Source organism: Cronobacter sp. JZ38 (assembly GCF_008932145.1).
Taxonomy (GTDB): Bacteria; Pseudomonadota; Gammaproteobacteria; order Enterobacterales; family Enterobacteriaceae; genus Cronobacter; species Cronobacter muytjensii.
Genome location: NZ_CP017662.1, coordinates 2,866,114 through 2,883,860 on the forward strand (window position 1 = coordinate 2,866,114; position 17,747 = coordinate 2,883,860).

Genomic DNA, 17,747 nt, shown 5'->3' on the forward strand with positions numbered 1-17,747 from the left:
CGCTCAGTCACTCTTGGGTAATACAGATTCCAGGCGAGCGGCAATCCGCTGAGGGACTTGTCGCTGCACCGCCTGCACTGCCTGTTCAATCGCGACCGCAAAAGCTCGCTGATTGGCTGCACCGTGGCTCTTAATCACCGTGCCGCGCAATCCTAACAGACAGGCGCCATTATACTGGTCGGGGTTGAGGTGACTGAATCGCCTTGAGAGGCTTTTTTGTAACCAACGCTTTAATAAAAGCCACCACCACGACCGTTTTTTTCCTTCCCCCTGCGATTTGAGCAGCGAAAGGAACATCCTGACAACACCTTCCATCGTTTTTAGCGTGACGTTACCGACAAAACCGTCGCATACCAGGACATCCGTTTTGCCGGTCAGTAATTCGTTGGCTTCGAGATAGCCGATGTAGTTCATCGATGGTACGGCTTTTAAGATCGCCGCCGCATCGCGGATGCTATCCAGCCCTTTCGTCTCTTCTTCGCCAATATTGAGCAGCGCGACGCGCGGATTATCGATGCCAAGCACCTCTTCCGCCATCACCGAGCCCATAATCGCAAATTGCGCGAGCATCGTACCGTCGCATTCCACGTTGGCGCCTAAATCCAGCACCACCGTTTTGCCCTTCTGCTGGTGCGGCAACACCGTCACCAGCGCAGGCCGCTCAATGCCGTCGACAGGCTTAAGCAACAGTTTGGCAAGCCCCATCAGCGCGCCGGTATTACCAGCGCTGATACAAGCCTGCGCACGCCCTTCTTTCACCAGCTCCAGCGCGATACGCATGGAGCTGCCGCGACTGTTGCGCACAGCCTGAGAAGGACGGACATCACTGGCAATAACCGATTCTGCCGCAATAATGTGCAGCCGTGAACGTTGTTCAAAATCAGCTCTGGCAAGTAATGGCGTGATGGCGTCGGGGTCGCCGACTAAAAGAAGATGCAAATGTGGATCAGAATTCAGTGCCTGCAATGCTGCAGGCACTGTCACGGCAGGACCAAAGTCCCCGCCCATGACATCTAACGCCAGGGTTAGAGGTGTCAAGATATCGCCAGGTTACGGTTATCCCCGCTGGAGCGGGGAAAGCGCACTAAGCTCAATCACGCTTGCGCGTGATTACTTAGTGATAACCTTGCGACCGCGGTAGTAACCGTCGGCGGTGATGTGGTGACGCAGATGGGTTTCACCAGAAGTTTTGTCTACAGACAGGCTGGTGACAGCGGTCAGCGCGTCATGAGAACGACGCATACCGCGCTTGGAACGAGTGGGTTTATTCTGTTGTACGGCCATGGACCTTACTCCTCAATTACGGCTTATTCCTGCTCGCGCGGGAAACGCCAATTACTTACGCTTTAAACTGGCTAACACGGCAAATGGATTTGGTTTCTGTGCCTCTTCAGGCAGTTCACCAAAGACCATGTCCGCCTCGGACACTTCACAGTGTTCAGAATCATGCACCGGAACTACAGGCAGGGCGAGGATTAATTCATCCTCCACCGTCGCCAGCAGGTCGATTTCGCCGAATTCATTTACTTCAATCGGCTCATACGCTTCCGGGAGTGCTTCTGCCTGATCGTCGTTAGAGATCGGGCTGAAGCAATACGTTGTGTGAACAACATGACTAAACGGCTGACCGCAACGCTGACACGCGAGCGTTACCGTAACCGTTGCATCGCCTTTTAAAACGGCGAGACGCTGGTTATCGATAGCGAACGACATGGAGCATTCGACATCGCTGTCCACACTGACCACAGATTCGGCGATACGCTCTACCTGTTCAGGGGTATAGATACCCTGGTAATCGAGGCGTTTTTGAGCCGTACGAACCGGATCAAGAGTCAGGGGTAATTTTACCTTTTGCATAGGGCGCGCATATTAACTTTGTAACGTCATAGAGTCAAAGAAAAAGGCGGGTTTGAAACACCTTTTACCATTTATTCGCACACATTGCGGCCGACAGTTTAAAATAGCGCTCATCGATTCGCTATCTTTCCCTGAAAAATATGACCTCAATTGTGCTTGCTTCCACGTCGCCGTTTCGCCGTAGCCTGTTAGAAAAGCTGGGTTTACCGTTTGAAACCGCAGCGCCTGAGACCGACGAAACGCCATACGCGGATGAAACCGCACAACAATTAGTATTAAGGCTGGCTTTGCAAAAAGCGCAAGCGCTGCGGGAGAAATATCCCCGGCATTTGATTATTGGCAGCGATCAGGTTTGCGTGCTGAATAATACCATTACCGGCAAACCCCACACGTTTGAAAACGGCCTTAAACAGCTGCGTCAGGCGAGTGGCCAGGTAGTGACCTTTTATACCGGCCTTGCGCTTTATAATAGCGCGACGGGCGAGCAGCAATGCGATTGCGAGCCTTTCCATGTGCATTTTCGCACGCTGAGCGATGAGGAAATCGAGAACTATCTGCATCGTGAAACGCCCTGGCAGTGCGCGGGGAGTTTTAAAAGCGAGGGGCTCGGCATTACGCTTTTTGACCGCCTCGACGGTCGTGACCCGAACACGCTGATAGGCCTGCCGTTAATTCGTCTGTGCGAAATGCTCCGCCGCGAAGGGGTCGATCCCCTCGCCCGCCGCTAGGCATCAGAAAGCAAAAAGCCCTGCAACGCAGGGCTTTTTTATCGCAAGGCTGCGGCTTATTGCATGCCTGCCAGCTGACGCGCGACGGTCAGCAGTTCCTGCTGTTTTTCGCGCATCGCGTTCAGTTTTTCGTTAAACAGATCCAGCTGTTTCTGGTCGGTAAACTGCGCCATCGAGCCGGTATACTGCACTTTATTACCGAGGCTGTTCAGGTAGTTGCCGATATCCAGCGCCTGACCAAGAATGGCGTCAGTCAGAGAAAGAGTCTGGGTCAACAGCGCGTTAGGACGTACAACCGTTTTCTGATAAGCCTGGTCAAAGACCGCTTTCAGGTCGTCAGGCTGTTTCAGTTTAGAATAACGGTCTTCCACGCTCTTCATAGTATCAGCGCGTTTCGACTCGATGTTCCCCACTTCTTTACGGGACTTCTCGATAGTATCGCGTTTTTCCACCATGTCTTTCGCGCTGGTCACACCGCGCATCTGACGCATAGCCTGATCGTTGCCGGAGAACGCGGTAGTCATTTCATTGGAGTAATCGCTCAGAATGGCGTAATCGTCAGCGTACTTGCCAAAGCTCTCTTTTTCCTGCTCAGTCAGCGTCGGAACCGACAACTTCTCAGAAGGCAGAATGCGGGTCTGAAGGAATTGAATAAACGCTTTACGCTGTTCCGGTTCTTTGTCGTTATCGCACCCTGCGAGTTGCCACACCATGCCTGTCAGAAACAGGGTAAAGAAAACACGTTTCCATGTCCGGGAATGTAACCAGGCCATTTTTATCTCCATGCGGTTGTATATGTATAAAAAAACACCCGGCCGAAGCCGGGTGTTCAGTATAGTGCATTTCACAACGCAGCGCGGGAATGGCTGGCGAGAACTACCACATTCGGGAGGCTGTCAGCCGCCCGCACGCAGCACTTTCAGACAACCCTTAAGCTCATCGTCCATCGGCGCCTCAACGCGCATGGTCTCGCCGGTGCCCGGATGCTCGAAACGCAGCGCCGCCGCGTGCAGGAACAGGCGGCTAAGGCCGGTCGCGGCGAGCTGTGCGTCGAAGGTACGGTCGCCATAGCGATCGTCAAAGGCGATCGGATGCCCGGCGTACTGGGTATGTACGCGGATCTGATGCGTACGGCCCGTCACCGGGCTACAGCGCACTAGCGTGGCGTGCGCAAAACGCTCTTCCACCTTAAAGCGGGTCTCAGAGGGTTTCCCCTCCTGGTTAACGCGCACGATGCGCTCGCCGCTTTGCAGAATATTTTTCAGTAGCGGCGCCTGCACCGTTTTCACATGCGACTGCCACTGACCACGCACCAGCGCCAGATAGTCTTTCTGCATCCCTTTATCACGTAACTGTTCATGTAACGAACGCAGCGCAGAGCGCTTCTTCGCCACCAGCAGCACGCCGGAGGTATCGCGGTCCAGACGATGCACCAGCTCAAGGAAACGCGCCTCAGGGCGCAGGGCGCGCAGCCCTTCGATCACGCCGAAGCTCAGCCCGCTGCCGCCATGCACCGCCGTACCGGACGGCTTATTCAGCACAAGGATATGGTCGTCTTCATAAAGGATGACGTCGCTTAACGCCGCAACCTTTTGCAGATGCGGCGAAACCGCCTCTTCTTCGCGCTCGGCGACGCGAACTGGCGGAATACGCACTTCATCGCCCGCCTCAATCTTGTATTCCGGCTTCACGCGTTTTTTGTTCACGCGCACTTCACCTTTACGCAGGATGCGGTAAATCATGCTTTTGGGCACGCCTTTCAGCTGCGTGCGCAAAAAATTATCGATACGTTGCCCGGCCTGATCGGCGGAAACGGCAACGATTTTTACGGATGGCGTCTCTGTTTTCATGGTGCGCGATTCTAAATACCGGATGACCGTAGCGCCACACATTTTTATATGCTTATATTGAGTAGCTCATCGATTCGCACAGCTAATGAGTTCATTTCGTCGCCGCTTCGGTGGAACAGATGAACAAGAAGTTAAAAAACTGTGAGTAAGTCGATGGCAAAGGGCAAAAGTCAGCTTGCTATATCAAGCTTAGCAATGGAATAATGCGACTGTTTTCCGTGTTGAGACTTGTTTAGACAAGGAATTTTGCGGAATTACCAGTTTTGCCTGCTAGTCCTTCCACGCAGCAATGGCGTAAGACGTGTTGAACTTTCAGGCAGTTAGCGGGCTGCGGGTTGCAGCCTGGCCGGTAAAGGGAAGCTTCCGGAGAAACAATCCCGGTCATTCCTCTGATAATTGCGCTGTATTTCCACCTGAAATACAGGCTACCGACACTCTGCGCCTCTTAAGCGTTCGACAACCGGGAGGTTGACGGCGCGAACAGTCACGAGGCCATCGGTTCTCTCCCGGTCAGCGTCACCATGCCCGCAGCTTTGTCGTCAATGTAAGAATAACGAGTAAGTTACGATGAAAAGAATGCTAATTAACGCAACTCAGCAGGAAGAGTTGCGCGTCGCCCTCGTGGATGGGCAACGTCTGTACGACCTGGATATCGAAAGTCCTGGACACGAGCAGAAAAAAGCGAACATCTACAAAGGCAAAATTACCCGCATTGAACCCAGTCTCGAAGCCGCATTTGTAGATTATGGCGCCGAAAGACATGGTTTCCTCCCCTTAAAAGAAATCGCCCGCGAATACTTCCCCGCCAGCTATGCCTCCCATGGTCGTCCGAACATTAAAGATGTTCTGCGCGAAGGCCAGGAAGTTATCGTTCAGATCGATAAAGAAGAGCGTGGCAACAAAGGCGCGGCGCTGACGACATTTATCAGCCTCGCAGGCAGCTACCTGGTGCTGATGCCGAATAACCCGCGTGCGGGCGGTATCTCTCGCCGTATCGAAGGCGACGATCGCACTGAGCTTAAAGAAGCACTTTCCAGCCTGGAGCTGCCTGACGGCATGGGGCTTATCGTGCGCACCGCGGGCGTCGGCAAATCTGCCGAAGCGCTGCAGTGGGATTTAAGCTTCCGCCTGAAGCACTGGGAAGCCATCCAGAAAGCCGCAGAAAACCGCCCGGCGCCGTTCCTTATCCATCAGGAAAGTAACGTTATCGTGCGCGCGTTCCGCGACTATCTGCGCCAGGACATCGGCGAAATCCTCATTGATAACCCGAAAGTGCTTGAGCTGGCCCGCCAGCACATCGCCGCGCTGGGTCGTCCGGATTTCAGCAGCAAAATTAAGCTCTACACCGGTGAAATCCCGCTGTTCAGCCATTACCAAATCGAATCCCAGATTGAGTCTGCCTTCCAGCGCGAAGTGCGTCTGCCGTCCGGCGGCTCGATTGTTATCGACACTACCGAAGCGCTGACCGCCATCGATATCAACTCCGCTCGCGCCACCCGCGGCGGCGATATCGAAGAGACGGCGTTCAATACTAACCTGGAAGCGGCGGATGAAATCGCCCGCCAGCTGCGCCTGCGCGACCTGGGCGGTCTTATCGTTATCGACTTTATCGATATGACCCCGGTACGCCACCAGCGCGCGGTAGAGAATCGTCTGCGCGAAGCGGTGCGTCAGGATCGCGCGCGCATCCAGATTAGCCATATTTCGCGCTTCGGCCTGCTGGAGATGTCCCGCCAGCGTCTGAGCCCGTCGCTTGGCGAATCCAGCCATCACGTCTGCCCGCGTTGTAGCGGCACCGGCACTATCCGCGATAACGAATCCCTGTCGCTGTCCATTCTGCGTCTGATTGAAGAAGAAGCGCTGAAAGAGAACACCCAGGAAGTCCACGCTATCGTTCCGGTGCCTATCGCCTCCTACCTGCTTAACGAGAAGCGTGAAGCGATTACCGCCATCGAGAAGCGCCAGGGCGGCGTGCGCTGCGTGATCGTGCCAAACGATCAGATGGAAACTCCGCACTACTCCGTACTGCGCGTCCGTAAAGGCGAAGAGACCCACACCCTGAGCTACATGCTGCCGAAGCTGCATGAAGAAGCGATGGCGCTGCCGTCTGAAGATGAATACGCCGAGCGTAAACGTCCTGAGCAGCCGGCGCTTGCCACCTTCGTGATGCCGGACGTACCGCCAGTGCCGCAGGAGGCCAGCGCGCCGAAAGCCGCCGCTACCGAACCGAAAGCGCCGACGAAAGCCGCTGAGCCTGCGAAAGAAGGCTTCCTGAGCCGCGCTATCAGCGCGCTGAAGAGCCTGTTCGCCAGCGAACCGCAGCCGCAACCGACCGCGAGCGAGCCGGAGCAGCAGCCAGCGAAAAACCGTGACGATAAGCAGCAGGAACGTCGTAACGGCCGTCGCCAGAACAACCGTCGCGATCGCAATGACCGTAACGACCGTGGCGAACGCGGCGAGCGTCCGTCTCGTGAAAACCGCGACACTCGCGATAACCGTGACAACAGCGAAGCGCGCGAAGAAAACCGCCGCAACCGCCGCGAGAAACAGCAGCAGAACGCCGACGCGCGTGAAACCCGCACGCCGGTCGTGGCTGAAGAAGCGGAGAAACCGTCCAAAGCCCGTGATGAGCAGCAGCCGTCCCGCCGCGATCGCAACCGTCGTCGCTCTGATGAGAAACGTCAGGCGCAGCAGGAAGTCAGCGCGCTGAACCGTGACGAGGCGGTGGAAGAGACCGAACAGGAAGATCGCGTTGTTCAGGTGATGCCGCGTCGTAAACCGCGCCAGCTGAGCCAGAAAGTGCGTATCGAGTCGGTTTCTGAGGCTATCGAACAGACTGACGCCCAGGCGCCTGTCGCCGAAGCGCGTGAAGAGGCGGCTCCCCTGGCGCTGCCGGCGAACGTCGAGGCGCCAGCCGCGACCGATGACAGCGCCCAGACAGGCAGCGAAAATGCGGGCATGCCGCGTCGCTCCCGTCGTTCTCCGCGTCACCTGCGCGTCAGCGGTCAACGCCGTCGTCGCTACCGTGACGAGCGCTACCCGACCCAGTCGCCGATGCCGCTGACCGTCGCGTGCGCGTCGCCGGAGATGGCGTCAGGTAAAGTCTGGATCCGCTACCCGCTGCCGCGTGCGCAGGAACAGGATGAGCAGCAGACGCCGGAGCAGAACACCGCGCCGGTCGCTGAAGCCCAGACCGTGACAGCGCCGGTTGAGCCGGTTGCTGAAGCCGTTGTGGTTGAGCCGTCAGTGGTTGAGACTGCGCCGCAGGAGCCGGTGGTGGAAACCACCCATCCGGAAGCCATCGAAGCCCCTGTTGACGCGCAGCCGCAGCTGATTGAACCGCAGGATGCGCCGGTCGCGGAACAGATCGCTCAGGAAGCCGTTCCGGCGGATGAAGCGTCTGATGAACCGGTTGCCGACGACGCTGCCCCCGCTGATGCCGCTGCTGCCATCGCAGAAAGCACGCCAGCCCAGGCACCTCAGCCGGACGCTATCGCGCAAACGCCAGTGAAAGCGCCGGAAGCTGCCCCTGTCGCGAAAGCGCAGGAAGAAGAAGTGAAAGCGCCTGTCGTGGCCTTCGCTGCCGCGAAAGTCGCTTCCGCGCCGATGACCCGCGCGCCGGCGCCGGAATATGTTCCGGAACCGCCGCGTCACAGTGACTGGGTACGTCCGGCGTTCGAGTTCAGCGGTAAAGGTTCGGCGGGCGGCCACAGCGCCACCCATCAGGCCTCTGCCCCTGCGACACGCCCTCAGCCGGTGGAGTAATCTTCCCCGCACAAAAAAGCCGGTCTCTGACCGGCTTTTTTATTGCCTGTTTCCCGCTATATTTTGTTACGCCCCGCCTGCCGGGACCCGCCGCATCCCTGCCAGCTCCGGCATGACCGCTTTCATCAACTCCAGAAACCGCCGCAGCCGCGCCGGGTAGTAGCGCGCCCACGGGTAGAGCAGATAAACCGGCAGCGGCGGCGCCTGCCACGCCGGCAGCAGTTGCACCAGCCGCCCCTCGCGCAGATCGTCCTCCACCACCCATGCGGAAACCATGCCAGCGCCCAGCCCGTTAAGAATAGTGCGGCGCACCGCGTACAGGCTGTCAGAGCTGAGCCTCGGCATTACCGCGAACGCCTGCCGTTCGCCGCTTTGCGTATGCTGGAGCGCGACTTCGCGTCGATAAAAGGTACTGAGCGCCACCCAGGGCAGCGCGGCAAGATCGTCAAGGGTGTTCACCGCCGGGCGGCGTTCCAGCAGCGCAGGCGACGCCACCACGATGCGCGGCACTTCAGCGAGCTGTACGGCTATCACTGACGGGTCGACATCCGGCCCGACGTGCAGCGCGCAGTCGATATTATCGCCGATAAAATCCGGTGATTTATCGTTGAGCATCCACTCCACGCACAGGCCCGGATAGCGGTTTAAAAAGCCGGTCAGCGGATCGATAAGCTGATCCTGTCCGAACGCGTGCGGCGCCCGCACGCGCAGTACGCCGACCGGCTCCCCTTCCGCGTTTTTAATTTCATCCTCCAGCGCCTGCCAGCTTGCCATTACGCTTCGGGCGTGCTGATAGCAGCGCTCGCCGTCATCGGTAAGCTTCATGGCGTGCGTGGTGCGCAGCAACAGCCTCGCGCCCAGTAAATCCTCCAGCGACTTCAGGCGGCGGCTGACGGTCGCCTGGGTGGTATTCATCTGCACGGCGGCGGCTGAAAGCGAGCCGCTTTCGATAATACGCACAAAGGTGTGCATCAGCTCCACCCGATCTATACGCTCAATGCCCATAGTTTTTTCACTGGTTATACGTTACACGTATAACCGTTTTATCATGTCGGCCTCTACCGCGCCAGCCGCCGCTCGCTGACAATCAACCCGTACTGATTACTCACAAGGGTTTCACCATGAATAACCATAACGATGCTGCATACCGCGCCCCTGGGCTCTCACGGCTGTTAATACTGATTCTGGCCATAGCGACCGGCCTGAGTGTCGCCTCGATTTACTACGCGCAGCCGATCCTGCCGCTGATTGGCAGCGATCTGCGCCTCGGCGTCGACGGCATGGGGCTTATCCCGACGCTGACACAGGCGGGCTACGCGCTCGGCATTCTGTTTCTGCTGCCGCTGGGCGACCGTCACGACCGCCGCACGCTCATCCTGGTCAAATGCCTGGCGCTTGCCGTAATGCTCGCGCTTTACAGTTTCAGCGACGGGCTGCATAGCCTGCTGGTGCTGAGCCTGTTAGTGGGCATGATGGCGACGATGGCGCAGGATATCGTCCCCGCCGCGGCCATCCTTTCACCTGCGGGTCAGCAGGGAAAAATCGTCGGTACGGTGATGACCGGCCTGCTGCTTGGCATTCTGCTCTCCCGTTCGGTGAGCGGCGTTATCAGCGCGGCCTTCGGCTGGCGGGTAATGTATCAGCTTGCTGCCGCCAGCATCGCGCTGACCGGCCTGGTGTTGTGGCGCGTCCTGCCGCGCTTTGAAACGCACGCGACCCTCAGCTATCCGGCTCTGCTGCACTCAATGGGCGGCCTGTGGAAACGCTACCCGACCCTGCGCGGCGCGGCCCTGGCGCAAGGCTTCCTGTCGATTGGCTTCAGCGCGTTCTGGTCGATGCTGGCAGTCATGCTTCAGGCGCAGTTTCACATGGGCAGCGCGGTCGCGGGCGCGTTTGGTCTCGCAGGCGCAGCTGGCGCGCTGGCCGCACCGCTCTCCGGCGCGCTCTCCGACCGTTTCGGCCCGGCGCGCGTTACCCAGCTCGGCAGCCTGTTAGTGATGCTCTCCTTTGCCGCCATGTTTGCCCTGCCCTTGCTGACGCCTTCCATGCAACTGCTGGTGATTGCGCTGGCGGCGGTCGGTTTCGATTTAGGCCTGCAGTCATCGCTGGTGGCGCACCAGACGCTGGTTTACAGCCTGGAGCCGACAGCGCGCGGGCGTCTGAACGCCCTGCTCTTTACCGGCGTGTTTGTGGGGATGGCGCTGGGGTCGCTGCTCGGCAGTAAAGCCTGGGCGTTTGGCGGCTGGCCTGCGGTGGTTGCGCTGGCAACGCTCGCAAGCGGCGTGGCGCTGGTGATTCGCCTGACGCAGAAAACGCGTCCGGCCGGGTTCGCGGCGAAACCGGTGGCGGAACGCTAAGCAAAAAAAAGCCCGCTTCGGGGTGATGAAGCGGGCACATCAAGCATGCCCAGTTTCATGACATGCTTCAAATCGACAAACCTTAACGGTTTAACTGGAACAGCGACATACCCTGCATATCGCTAAATGCTTTGTAGGAAGCCTGAAGCGCCGCCTGCTGCATGACATAAGAGGAAATGGCCGAGTTCCAGTCCACATCCACCAGATTACTCATCTGCTCGGTCTGACCAAGCGTACGTTCCGCGCCCAGCTCATCCAGGTTATCCAGCTCTTTAAGCTGGGTACCCACTTCCGCCAGCACCGTCCCGACGTTATCCAGCGAGTTGCTCAAACCGCGCGAGGTTTTGGAGATAGCGTCCAGCAGGCCCTGCTGGGTCGTTTCGTCCGCGCCTTCCATCGGGGTTTTCAGCGCTGCGATAGCGGAGTCGAGCATTTTAAACAGGTTCGTTTCGCTCGGCGAGCCGTCCGGCTCCGGCGTGGCGTTGCTGGTGACGCGGTCGAAAACCAGGTTGCCGGTATGACCGATAACCATGGTACGTGCGGAATCCACCTGCTGAGTGATGTTGTCCGTGCCGCCGTTGTACGTGATGTTGCCCGCCGTACCGCTAAACGGCGCCGCATCGGTTTTATAGCCCGCAAAAATATAGCGGCCATTACCGTCAGCGCTGTTCGCCAGGTTCAGCAACTGGTCGCGCATCCCCTGAAGATCGGTCGCGACCGACGCGCGGTCGGTGTCGCTCAGCGTGCCGTTGTTGGCATAGACAATCTTCTCCTGGGCGGAGGTGATGACGCTGGTCACCTGATCCAGCACGCTCGACTCCAGCGACACTTTCTGGGTCGCGAAGGTACGCGCCTGGGTGTACTGGTCGTTCTGCGCCTGCGCCTGGGAGAGCACGACTGCCTGCGCGGCGGCGATCGGATCGTCAGACGGACGGTTAACGCGTTTGCCGGTGGACATCTGCTCACCGTATTTCAGCCAGGTACTCTGCGATTCGGTAATGCCCCGCATGTTCTGCTGATACATCATTTGAGTACTAATACGCATTGTTCGGTTCCCTGTTAGCGAATCTGGAGAAGGGCGTCAAACAGCGTGGACGCGGTTTGCAGCACCTGGGCGTTCGCCATGTAGTACTGCTGATAGCGCTGCAGGTTGCCGTACTCTTCATCCAGGTTGACCCCGGAAATGGACTGCTGCTGGTTGGTCAGCTGCGTTACCACGTTAGTCTGGGTGGTGCTGGAGCTTTTCAGCGTGTTGGTGGTGTTACCCACGTCGCTGATAAACGCTGCATAGGCATCGTTAAACGTTTTGCTGCCGCCGACGGTTTTGCTGTTTTGCAGATCCAGCAGCGCTTTACCGTTACGGTTGTCGCTCTCGCCCGATGCCGCGTCGGATGCCATCGCGATTTCCGACTCATCATGGATAGCCACGTCCATGCTGATAATGACGTTGCTCACCGGCTTGATGGTAAAGGTGTCTTTGTTGGCCGCCGCGCCCGTGATGTCAATCTTCAGGCCGTCGAACTCCAGCGCGGTCAGGTTGCCCGAACCGTCGGTCGTCGGCGTGGCGTTCACGATGACGTTGTCAGACAGACGCGTCACTTTCCAGTTGCTGCCGTCGTACGCCATCTGATAATCACTGGCTTTCACCGCCGAGCTGTCAGTGATGGTCGCGGTCAGGGAAGCGCTGCCGGTGTTGCGGGTATTGCTCATCGCCGCCGCATCGCCGAGCTTAAAGAACGCTTTACCGATGTCGCCGCTGGCGTCAAAGCCCGCTTCGTGCTGTTTGTTAAACGCATCGCCAAAAGAGAGCGCCAGCTGGCCCAGGTTGTTACGCGCCTGGTCGAGATCCTGAGAACGGAAGGCGAACAGACCGCCCAGCGAACCGCTGGTCACCAGTTTTTCCGGGATCTCAATATTGCCGGCAATCTTGTCGACGAACGCAATCGTGGTGCGCGCCGGATCGGCGCTCGACGGCACGGCGGCAATCTGGCTGGCTTTGCTGCCCTGAACCAGGTTGTAACCGTTCGCCATCGTGACGTTAAACGTGTTGCCATCCTGAACGGAGACATCCACGCCGACGATTTTGTTCAGCTCGCTCACCAGTTGATCGCGCTGATCCAGCAGATCGTTCGGCGATGCGCCGGAGCCCATGCCGGTCAGGCGGGTGATCTGCTCGTTCAGCGACGCAATCTGCGTGGCGTAGTTGTTGATCTGCTGGACGCTGGAAGTAATGGCCGTATTGACCTGCTTATCCTGGTCGCGCAGATACTGATCCACCACCTTAAACTGATTGACCAGACCGTCGGCTTTACCGAGCAGGGTCTGACGCGCCGCCGGATCTTCGGCGTTGCTGGTCAGCGTTTGCAGGCTTTTGAAAAAATCCTGCATGGTAGTAGAGATGTTATTGGTGGTGCCAGAGAGCATATCGTCGATTTTCGACATCTGCTCATAACGGGTGGTTAACCCGCTGCTCTGGTTTTGCGCCGCGTTCAGCTGATTCGTGATAAATGCATCATATTCACGCTGAATACCGGACACATACACGCCGTTGCCGACCCAGCCGCCCTGCGTCATGGTGCTGTTAGACTGCCCCAGAACGGTGGTCTGGCGGGTATAGCCTGCGACGTTGTAGTTAGAGATGTTATTGCTCACCGTGCTCAGTGCGGTTTGCGCCGCACTCAGGCCACTCATGGCGCTATTAATTAAGCTACTGGACATGGAGGTTCCTTTTGAACATTCATACGCGGGTCCTGACGATAATTATCGGCAGCGCTTAAGAGAACTTGAGCCGTTTCAGAACAACGTCGAGATATCCTGGCTGTACGCTTTGCTCACCTTTTCGCCCAGCGATTTCATCTGCTGGATCATGCTGGTCAGCTTACGGGCGTAGTTCGGATCGGTCGCGTAACCGGCGCTCTGCAACGCTTTCGCGCCATCTTCCGCCGAGGCGGCCGTGGTGACCGCCGCGTAACGCGGGTTGCGCGTCAGCATGCCCACGTAGTCCGACAGCGCCTCAAGATAGGAGCTATAAACACGGAACTTCGCTTTCACCTTCTTCGCTTCGCCATTTTCATATTCGGTGGTGGTTATCTCCGTCACCGGCCCTTTCCACGACGAGGTCGCTTTGATGCCGAAAATGTTAAAGCTTGGCTCGCCGTTCGCTTTCAGGATCTGGCGCTGGCCCCAGCCCGATTCCAGCGCCGCCTGGGCGAGGATCAGGTGATGAGGAACGCCGCTCTGCTGGCTTGCAAGCTTCGCGGGCAGCGCCAGCTGCGCCAGAAAGTCTTTACTGTCGCCGGAGAGCGGTTCTTCATTGGACGGCGCCTTCGGCATCGCCTGGCGCACAATCTGGGTAATTGTCTGGTTGCGGTAGCTGTTCATGGTGTCGATATCGAACTTCATCGGCACCTGAGACGCGCTTTGCGCAGCGGCGGGCGCTTCAGCGCTGGCTGAAGGGTCGCCGCCCATCTGTTTCACCATCATGTCCGCAAGGCCAAGCCCCTTGCCCGCCGTCATCTGCTGGGCAATTTGCTGATCGTACATGCTGGTATATAGCCGAGTCTGATCGCTACTGAACATCCCATCCTTGGGCAGCGCTTCGCGCATGCTTTTCAGCATCATTTGCACGAACATCCCTTCCACCTGGCGGGCAACCTGTTTCAGGTTGCCGTTCGGATCCTTACCGGCCTTAGCTTTCAGGTCATTGAGCGATTGCGCGTCAAAGGCGGCGCTGGACAGTAATTTGCTATCAGTCAGCATCAGATGATTTCCAGTTTGGCGCGCAGACAGCCCGCGCTTTGCATGGATTGCAGAATTGACATCAGATCCATCGGCGTGGCGCCCAGCGCGTTAAGCGCGCGTACGACGCTGTTCAGGTTGGCGCTGGAGGTCACGCGCTGCAGCGCGCCGCCTGACTGACGCATATCGATCTGGGTCTGCGGCGTCACGACGGTCTGGCCGCCGCCGAACGGCGTATCCGGCTGGCTGACATTCGCCTGCTGGTTCACCGTCACAGAAAGGTTGCCCTGCGCGACCGCACAGCTGTCGAGCGACACTTCGCGGTTCATCACCACCGAGCCGGTACGCGAGTTAATAATGACTTTGGCATCCTGCACCGCGACGTTGACTTCAAGGTTCTGAATCGCGGCGAGCAGCTGCACCTGGGAGCTACCGCCGCTTGATGCGCGTACCTGAACGGTACGGGCGTCCAGCGCGGTGGCGCTGCCATAACCGCGCGCGCGGTTGATGGTGTCAGAGATCTGCTGGGCCAGCGTAAAGTCGTCATTATTCAGCTGCAGGTTGATGGTGTTGCCCGTGCCGAACTGGGTCGGCAGCTCGCGTTCAATCACCGCGCCGTTGGTAATACGGCCGCCGTTGAGCTGGTTTACCTGCACGCTGCTGCCGCCCGCCGACGCGCCCGCGCCGCCAATAAGAATGTTGCCCTGCGCCAGCGCGTACACCTGATTATCGACGCCTTTCAGCGGGGTCATCAGCAGCGTACCGCCGCGCAGGCTCTTGGCGTTACCCATGGAGGAGACCACCACATCGATGGACTGCCCCTGGCGCGCGAACGCCGGATAGGAGGCGGTAACCATCACCGCCGCCACGTTTTTCAGCTGCATATTGGTGCCCGCCGGGACGGTGATCCCGAGCTGGGAGAGCATATTGTTCAGGCTCTGGGTGGTAAACGGCGTCTGGGTCGTCTGGTCGCCGGTGCCGTCAAGGCCCACCACCAGGCCGTAGCCTATCAGGGAGTTTTCACGTACGCCCTGTACGGTGGTTAAGTCACGAATGCGGTCAGCTTGCGCGAACGTCGCGACGAGCAGCAGCAGGAGTCCTGGGAGCGATTTAAACATTTTTCACCTCTGTTACATCGGCGATAAATTAAGGAAGAAACGCTGTAGCCATCCCATGTTCTGCGCTTCGTTGATATAGCCGTTGCCGACATATTCGATTCGGGCATCCGCCACCTGCGTGGACGGTACCGTGTTGCTGCCGCTAATGGTGCGAGGGTTAACCACGCCCGAGAAGCGGATAAATTCTGTGCCCTGGTTGATGGCAATCTGTTTTTCGCCCACCACGTGCAGGTTGCCATTGGCAAGAACCTGATCGACGGTCACGGTCAGTGTGCCGCTGAAGGTGTTGCTGGCGTTGGCGCCGCCTTTACCATTAAAGGTATTGCCGCCGGACGCGCTGATATCGGCGCGCGCATTGCCGAAGAGGCCCTGCAGGTAGCGTGGAACGGTGTCGAGACCGAAATTGGTCTTGCCGTCGCGGCTGGCGTTTGCAGACGAGCTCTTGCTCGCGCTGACGTTTTCTTGCAGCTCAATCGTGAGCGTGTCGCCGACGTTACGCGGACGACGGTCTTCGAACAGCGGTTGATAACCGTAGTTAATCTGCTGTACCGACTGGAAAATGGAACCGTTAACCACCGGCGCGGGGGCAGGTGCGGGCTGCGCGGTCGTCGCGCCCTGAACCAGCGGAGTAGAAGGCACCCACGCACAGCCCGAAAGGGTCAATGCGAGAGCTATCGCTAAAGGGCAGAGTTGCGCACCGGTCTTTTGCATTGCTTTCATCTTCAGTAGTGGCGTTCGGTGTGGCGTCACGCCACACCGAAACAGGCTTTAGAGTTGCGTCAGTTTTTGCAGCATCTGGTCAGTGGTGGAAACCGCTTTACTGTTAATCTCGTAAGCGCGCTGCACCTGGATCATGTTGACCAGCTCTTCCGCCACGTTGACGTTAGAGGTTTCGACATAACCCTGATACAGCAGCCCTGCACCGTTCAGACCCGGCGTGCTTTCGTTCGGCGTGCCGGAGGACTGGGTCTCGGTGTAGAGGTTTTCACCAATGCTTTCCAGACCGCTGTCGTTCATAAAAGTGGTCAGGTTGATCTGGCCAACCTGAACCGGCGCCGCCGTTCCCTGCTGGGTCACGCTCACCACGCCGTCGCGACCGACGGTGATGCTCAGCGCGTTCGCCGGGATAGTGATGGCGGGCTGCACCTGGAAACCGCCTGCGGTCACCAGCTGGCCGTTCTGATCGACCTGGAAAGAACCGTCGCGGGTATACGCGGAGGTGCCGTCCGGCAGCAGAACCTGGAAGAAGCCCTGGCCTTTAATCGCGACATCTTTGCTGTTGTTGGTCTGAGACAGGTTGCCCTGGCTGTGCAGACGCTCGGTGGCGACGGGGCGCACACCGGTACCGATCTGCAGGCCGGAAGGCAGCGTGGTCTGTTCAGACGACTGCGCGCCCGGCTGGCGGATGGTTTGATAAAGCAGATCTTCAAACACCGCGCGCTGACGTTTGAAACCGTTGGTGCTGACGTTCGCCAGGTTGTTGGCGATAACGTCCATATTGGTTTGCTGGGCGTCGAGGCCGGTTTTGGCAATCCATAAAGAACTGATCATAGGGTCGTCCTGTTGATTAACTCATCGACAATAACTGGTTAGCGCGCTGCTCGTTCTCATCGACGCTGGTGATGATTTTCATCTGCATCTCAAAGCGACGGGCGTTAGCTATCATGTCGGTCATTGCTTCCACGGGTTTCACGTTACTGCCTTCCAGCACCCCGGACATCAGGCTGATGGTCGGGTCGGCCTGTAGCGTCGCGCCGCGGGCGGTCTGCGCCTGCGGTTTTAAACGAAACAGACCATCGTCGCCGCGTACCACTTCCTGCGCGCTGGCTTTAACCATCTTCAGACGGCCAACCGGCGCAATGGTGTTCGGGGCGTCGCCCGGGTTCAGTACGGAGATCGTACCGTCGGCGGCAATCGTGACTTCCGCGCCTTCCGGCACCACGACCGGACCGCCCTCGCCCATCACAGGATTACCCTGGATGGTGAGCTGGCCGGTCGCCGTGCGCTGGATGTTACCGTTGCGGGTATACGCTTCGGTGCCGTCCGGCGCCTGCACCGCCAGCCAGCCGTCGCTGCCCTGAATGGCAACGTCCAGCGGACGGGAGGTGTAGTCGAGCGCCCCCTGGCTCATATTCACGCCAGGGGTGGAAGCCGTGACCAGCGTACGGGTTGGCAATGACAGCCCTTCTACCGGCACGGCGCGCAGCGCGTTGAGCTGAGCGCGAAAGCCAGGCGTTGATGCGTTGGCCAGGTTGCTTGCCGTGACAGACTGCTGATTCAGCGTCTGGCTGGCTGCGCCCATGGCGGTATAAATTGCGTGATCCATTAAGCCAT

Annotated in this window: 16 protein-coding genes; 3 read left to right on the forward strand and 13 right to left on the reverse strand. The window is 58.4% G+C overall.

Features of this window, described 5'->3' with window-relative positions; genetic code table 11:
- Positions 1-3: 3 nt before the first annotated feature.
- The 3 genes from plsX to yceD all read right to left on the reverse strand — a co-directional run bounded on the left by plsX (position 4) and on the right by yceD (position 1,857).
- Complete coding sequence (gene plsX / locus BJP61_RS13665; RefSeq protein WP_071603699.1) at positions 4-1,038, reverse strand: phosphate acyltransferase PlsX; 1,035 nt, start codon at positions 1,036-1,038, stop codon at positions 4-6.
- Between the two features lie 72 nt (positions 1,039-1,110).
- Complete coding sequence (rpmF, locus tag BJP61_RS13670) at positions 1,111-1,284, reverse strand: 50S ribosomal protein L32 (RefSeq protein ID WP_004385196.1); 174 nt, start codon at positions 1,282-1,284, stop codon at positions 1,111-1,113.
- A gap of 51 nt (positions 1,285-1,335) precedes the next feature.
- Positions 1,336-1,857 (reverse strand): 23S rRNA accumulation protein YceD, encoded by a 522-nt coding sequence (gene yceD / locus BJP61_RS13675; protein ID WP_038863608.1) that lies wholly within the window; start codon positions 1,855-1,857, stop codon positions 1,336-1,338.
- A 140-nt stretch (positions 1,858-1,997) separates the two neighbouring features.
- On the opposite strand from yceD, the gene BJP61_RS13680 reads away from it, so the two are divergent.
- Positions 1,998-2,585 carry a nucleoside triphosphate pyrophosphatase gene (locus tag BJP61_RS13680; RefSeq protein ID WP_038863609.1) on the forward strand — a complete coding sequence of 196 codons (588 nt, stop codon included), beginning with the start codon at positions 1,998-2,000 and terminating at the stop codon, positions 2,583-2,585.
- A gap of 56 nt (positions 2,586-2,641) precedes the next feature.
- Here BJP61_RS13680 and BJP61_RS13685 read toward each other — a convergent pair whose 3' ends face one another.
- Complete coding sequence (locus BJP61_RS13685) at positions 2,642-3,358, reverse strand: DUF3053 family protein (protein WP_038863611.1); 717 nt, start codon at positions 3,356-3,358, stop codon at positions 2,642-2,644.
- Positions 3,359-3,481: 123 nt separating this feature from the next.
- Positions 3,482-4,435: a 23S rRNA pseudouridine(955/2504/2580) synthase RluC gene (gene rluC / locus BJP61_RS13690; RefSeq protein ID WP_038863612.1), complete on the reverse strand. Its 954-nt coding sequence runs from the start codon at positions 4,433-4,435 to the stop codon at positions 3,482-3,484.
- Positions 4,436-5,002: 567 nt separating this feature from the next.
- Between rluC and rne the strand changes: the two genes are divergently transcribed.
- Entirely contained in the window at positions 5,003-8,200 is a 3,198-nt protein-coding gene (gene rne, locus BJP61_RS13695) for a ribonuclease E (RefSeq protein WP_171998552.1), read from the forward strand.
- A 66-nt stretch (positions 8,201-8,266) separates the two neighbouring features.
- Here the strand turns inward: rne and BJP61_RS13700 are convergent, their stop codons facing one another.
- Complete coding sequence (locus tag BJP61_RS13700) at positions 8,267-9,205, reverse strand: LysR family transcriptional regulator (RefSeq protein ID WP_075192695.1); 939 nt, start codon at positions 9,203-9,205, stop codon at positions 8,267-8,269.
- Positions 9,206-9,321: 116 nt separating this feature from the next.
- Between BJP61_RS13700 and BJP61_RS13705 the strand changes: the two genes are divergently transcribed.
- On the forward strand, positions 9,322-10,557 hold the full coding sequence (locus BJP61_RS13705; protein WP_171998553.1) for an MFS transporter: 1,236 nt from the start codon (positions 9,322-9,324) through the stop codon (positions 10,555-10,557).
- 82 nt (positions 10,558-10,639) lie between these two features.
- Here BJP61_RS13705 and flgL read toward each other — a convergent pair whose 3' ends face one another.
- The 7 genes from flgL to BJP61_RS13740 all read right to left on the reverse strand — a co-directional run bounded on the left by flgL (position 10,640) and on the right by BJP61_RS13740 (position 17,739).
- Entirely contained in the window at positions 10,640-11,602 is a 963-nt protein-coding gene (gene flgL, locus BJP61_RS13710; protein WP_161579236.1) for a flagellar hook-associated protein FlgL, read from the reverse strand.
- Positions 11,603-11,616: 14 nt separating this feature from the next.
- On the reverse strand, positions 11,617-13,275 hold the full coding sequence (gene flgK, locus BJP61_RS13715) for a flagellar hook-associated protein FlgK (protein ID WP_171998554.1): 1,659 nt from the start codon (positions 13,273-13,275) through the stop codon (positions 11,617-11,619).
- Positions 13,276-13,350: 75 nt separating this feature from the next.
- Positions 13,351-14,316, reverse strand: coding sequence for a flagellar assembly peptidoglycan hydrolase FlgJ (flgJ, locus tag BJP61_RS13720; protein WP_038863622.1), 966 nt, complete (start codon positions 14,314-14,316; stop codon positions 13,351-13,353).
- Complete coding sequence (locus tag BJP61_RS13725) at positions 14,316-15,413, reverse strand: flagellar basal body P-ring protein FlgI (protein WP_038863624.1); 1,098 nt, start codon at positions 15,411-15,413, stop codon at positions 14,316-14,318. Before BJP61_RS13725 ends, flgJ begins: the two co-directional genes overlap by 1 nt.
- A 12-nt stretch (positions 15,414-15,425) precedes the next feature.
- Positions 15,426-16,124, reverse strand: coding sequence for a flagellar basal body L-ring protein FlgH (gene flgH / locus BJP61_RS13730; RefSeq protein WP_032990808.1), 699 nt, complete (start codon positions 16,122-16,124; stop codon positions 15,426-15,428).
- A gap of 57 nt (positions 16,125-16,181) precedes the next feature.
- Positions 16,182-16,964, reverse strand: a complete 783-nt coding sequence (gene flgG, locus BJP61_RS13735) for a flagellar basal-body rod protein FlgG (RefSeq protein ID WP_007663430.1) — start codon at positions 16,962-16,964, stop codon at positions 16,182-16,184.
- A gap of 16 nt (positions 16,965-16,980) precedes the next feature.
- A complete protein-coding gene (locus BJP61_RS13740; protein WP_171998555.1) occupies positions 16,981-17,739 on the reverse strand; it encodes a flagellar basal body rod protein FlgF in 759 nt (252 codons plus the stop codon).
- Between the last annotated feature and the right edge of the window lie 8 nt (positions 17,740-17,747).

Excerpts from the sequence above, each read along its gene's own strand:
- BJP61_RS13685 (WP_038863611.1), bottom strand. The coding sequence starts at position 3,358 with ATGGCCTGGTTACATTCCCGGACATGGAAACGTGTTTTCTTTACCCTG.
- flgJ (WP_038863622.1), bottom strand. The coding sequence starts at position 14,316 with ATGCTGACTGATAGCAAATTACTGTCCAGCGCCGCCTTTGACGCGCAA.
- rpmF (WP_004385196.1), bottom strand. The coding sequence starts at position 1,284 with ATGGCCGTACAACAGAATAAACCCACTCGTTCCAAGCGCGGTATGCGT.
- BJP61_RS13705 (WP_171998553.1), top strand. The coding sequence starts at position 9,322 with ATGAATAACCATAACGATGCTGCATACCGCGCCCCTGGGCTCTCACGG.
- BJP61_RS13680 (WP_038863609.1), top strand. The coding sequence starts at position 1,998 with ATGACCTCAATTGTGCTTGCTTCCACGTCGCCGTTTCGCCGTAGCCTG.
- rne (WP_171998552.1), top strand. The coding sequence starts at position 5,003 with ATGAAAAGAATGCTAATTAACGCAACTCAGCAGGAAGAGTTGCGCGTC.
- flgH (WP_032990808.1), bottom strand. The coding sequence starts at position 16,124 with ATGCAAAAGACCGGTGCGCAACTCTGCCCTTTAGCGATAGCTCTCGCA.
- BJP61_RS13700 (WP_075192695.1), bottom strand. The coding sequence starts at position 9,205 with ATGGGCATTGAGCGTATAGATCGGGTGGAGCTGATGCACACCTTTGTG.
- yceD (WP_038863608.1), bottom strand. The coding sequence starts at position 1,857 with ATGCAAAAGGTAAAATTACCCCTGACTCTTGATCCGGTTCGTACGGCT.
- rluC (WP_038863612.1), bottom strand. The coding sequence starts at position 4,435 with ATGAAAACAGAGACGCCATCCGTAAAAATCGTTGCCGTTTCCGCCGAT.
- BJP61_RS13725 (WP_038863624.1), bottom strand. The coding sequence starts at position 15,413 with ATGTTTAAATCGCTCCCAGGACTCCTGCTGCTGCTCGTCGCGACGTTC.
- flgK (WP_171998554.1), bottom strand. The coding sequence starts at position 13,275 with ATGTCCAGTAGCTTAATTAATAGCGCCATGAGTGGCCTGAGTGCGGCG.
- BJP61_RS13740 (WP_171998555.1), bottom strand. The coding sequence starts at position 17,739 with ATGGATCACGCAATTTATACCGCCATGGGCGCAGCCAGCCAGACGCTG.
- flgG (WP_007663430.1), bottom strand. The coding sequence starts at position 16,964 with ATGATCAGTTCTTTATGGATTGCCAAAACCGGCCTCGACGCCCAGCAA.
- flgL (WP_161579236.1), bottom strand. The coding sequence starts at position 11,602 with ATGCGTATTAGTACTCAAATGATGTATCAGCAGAACATGCGGGGCATT.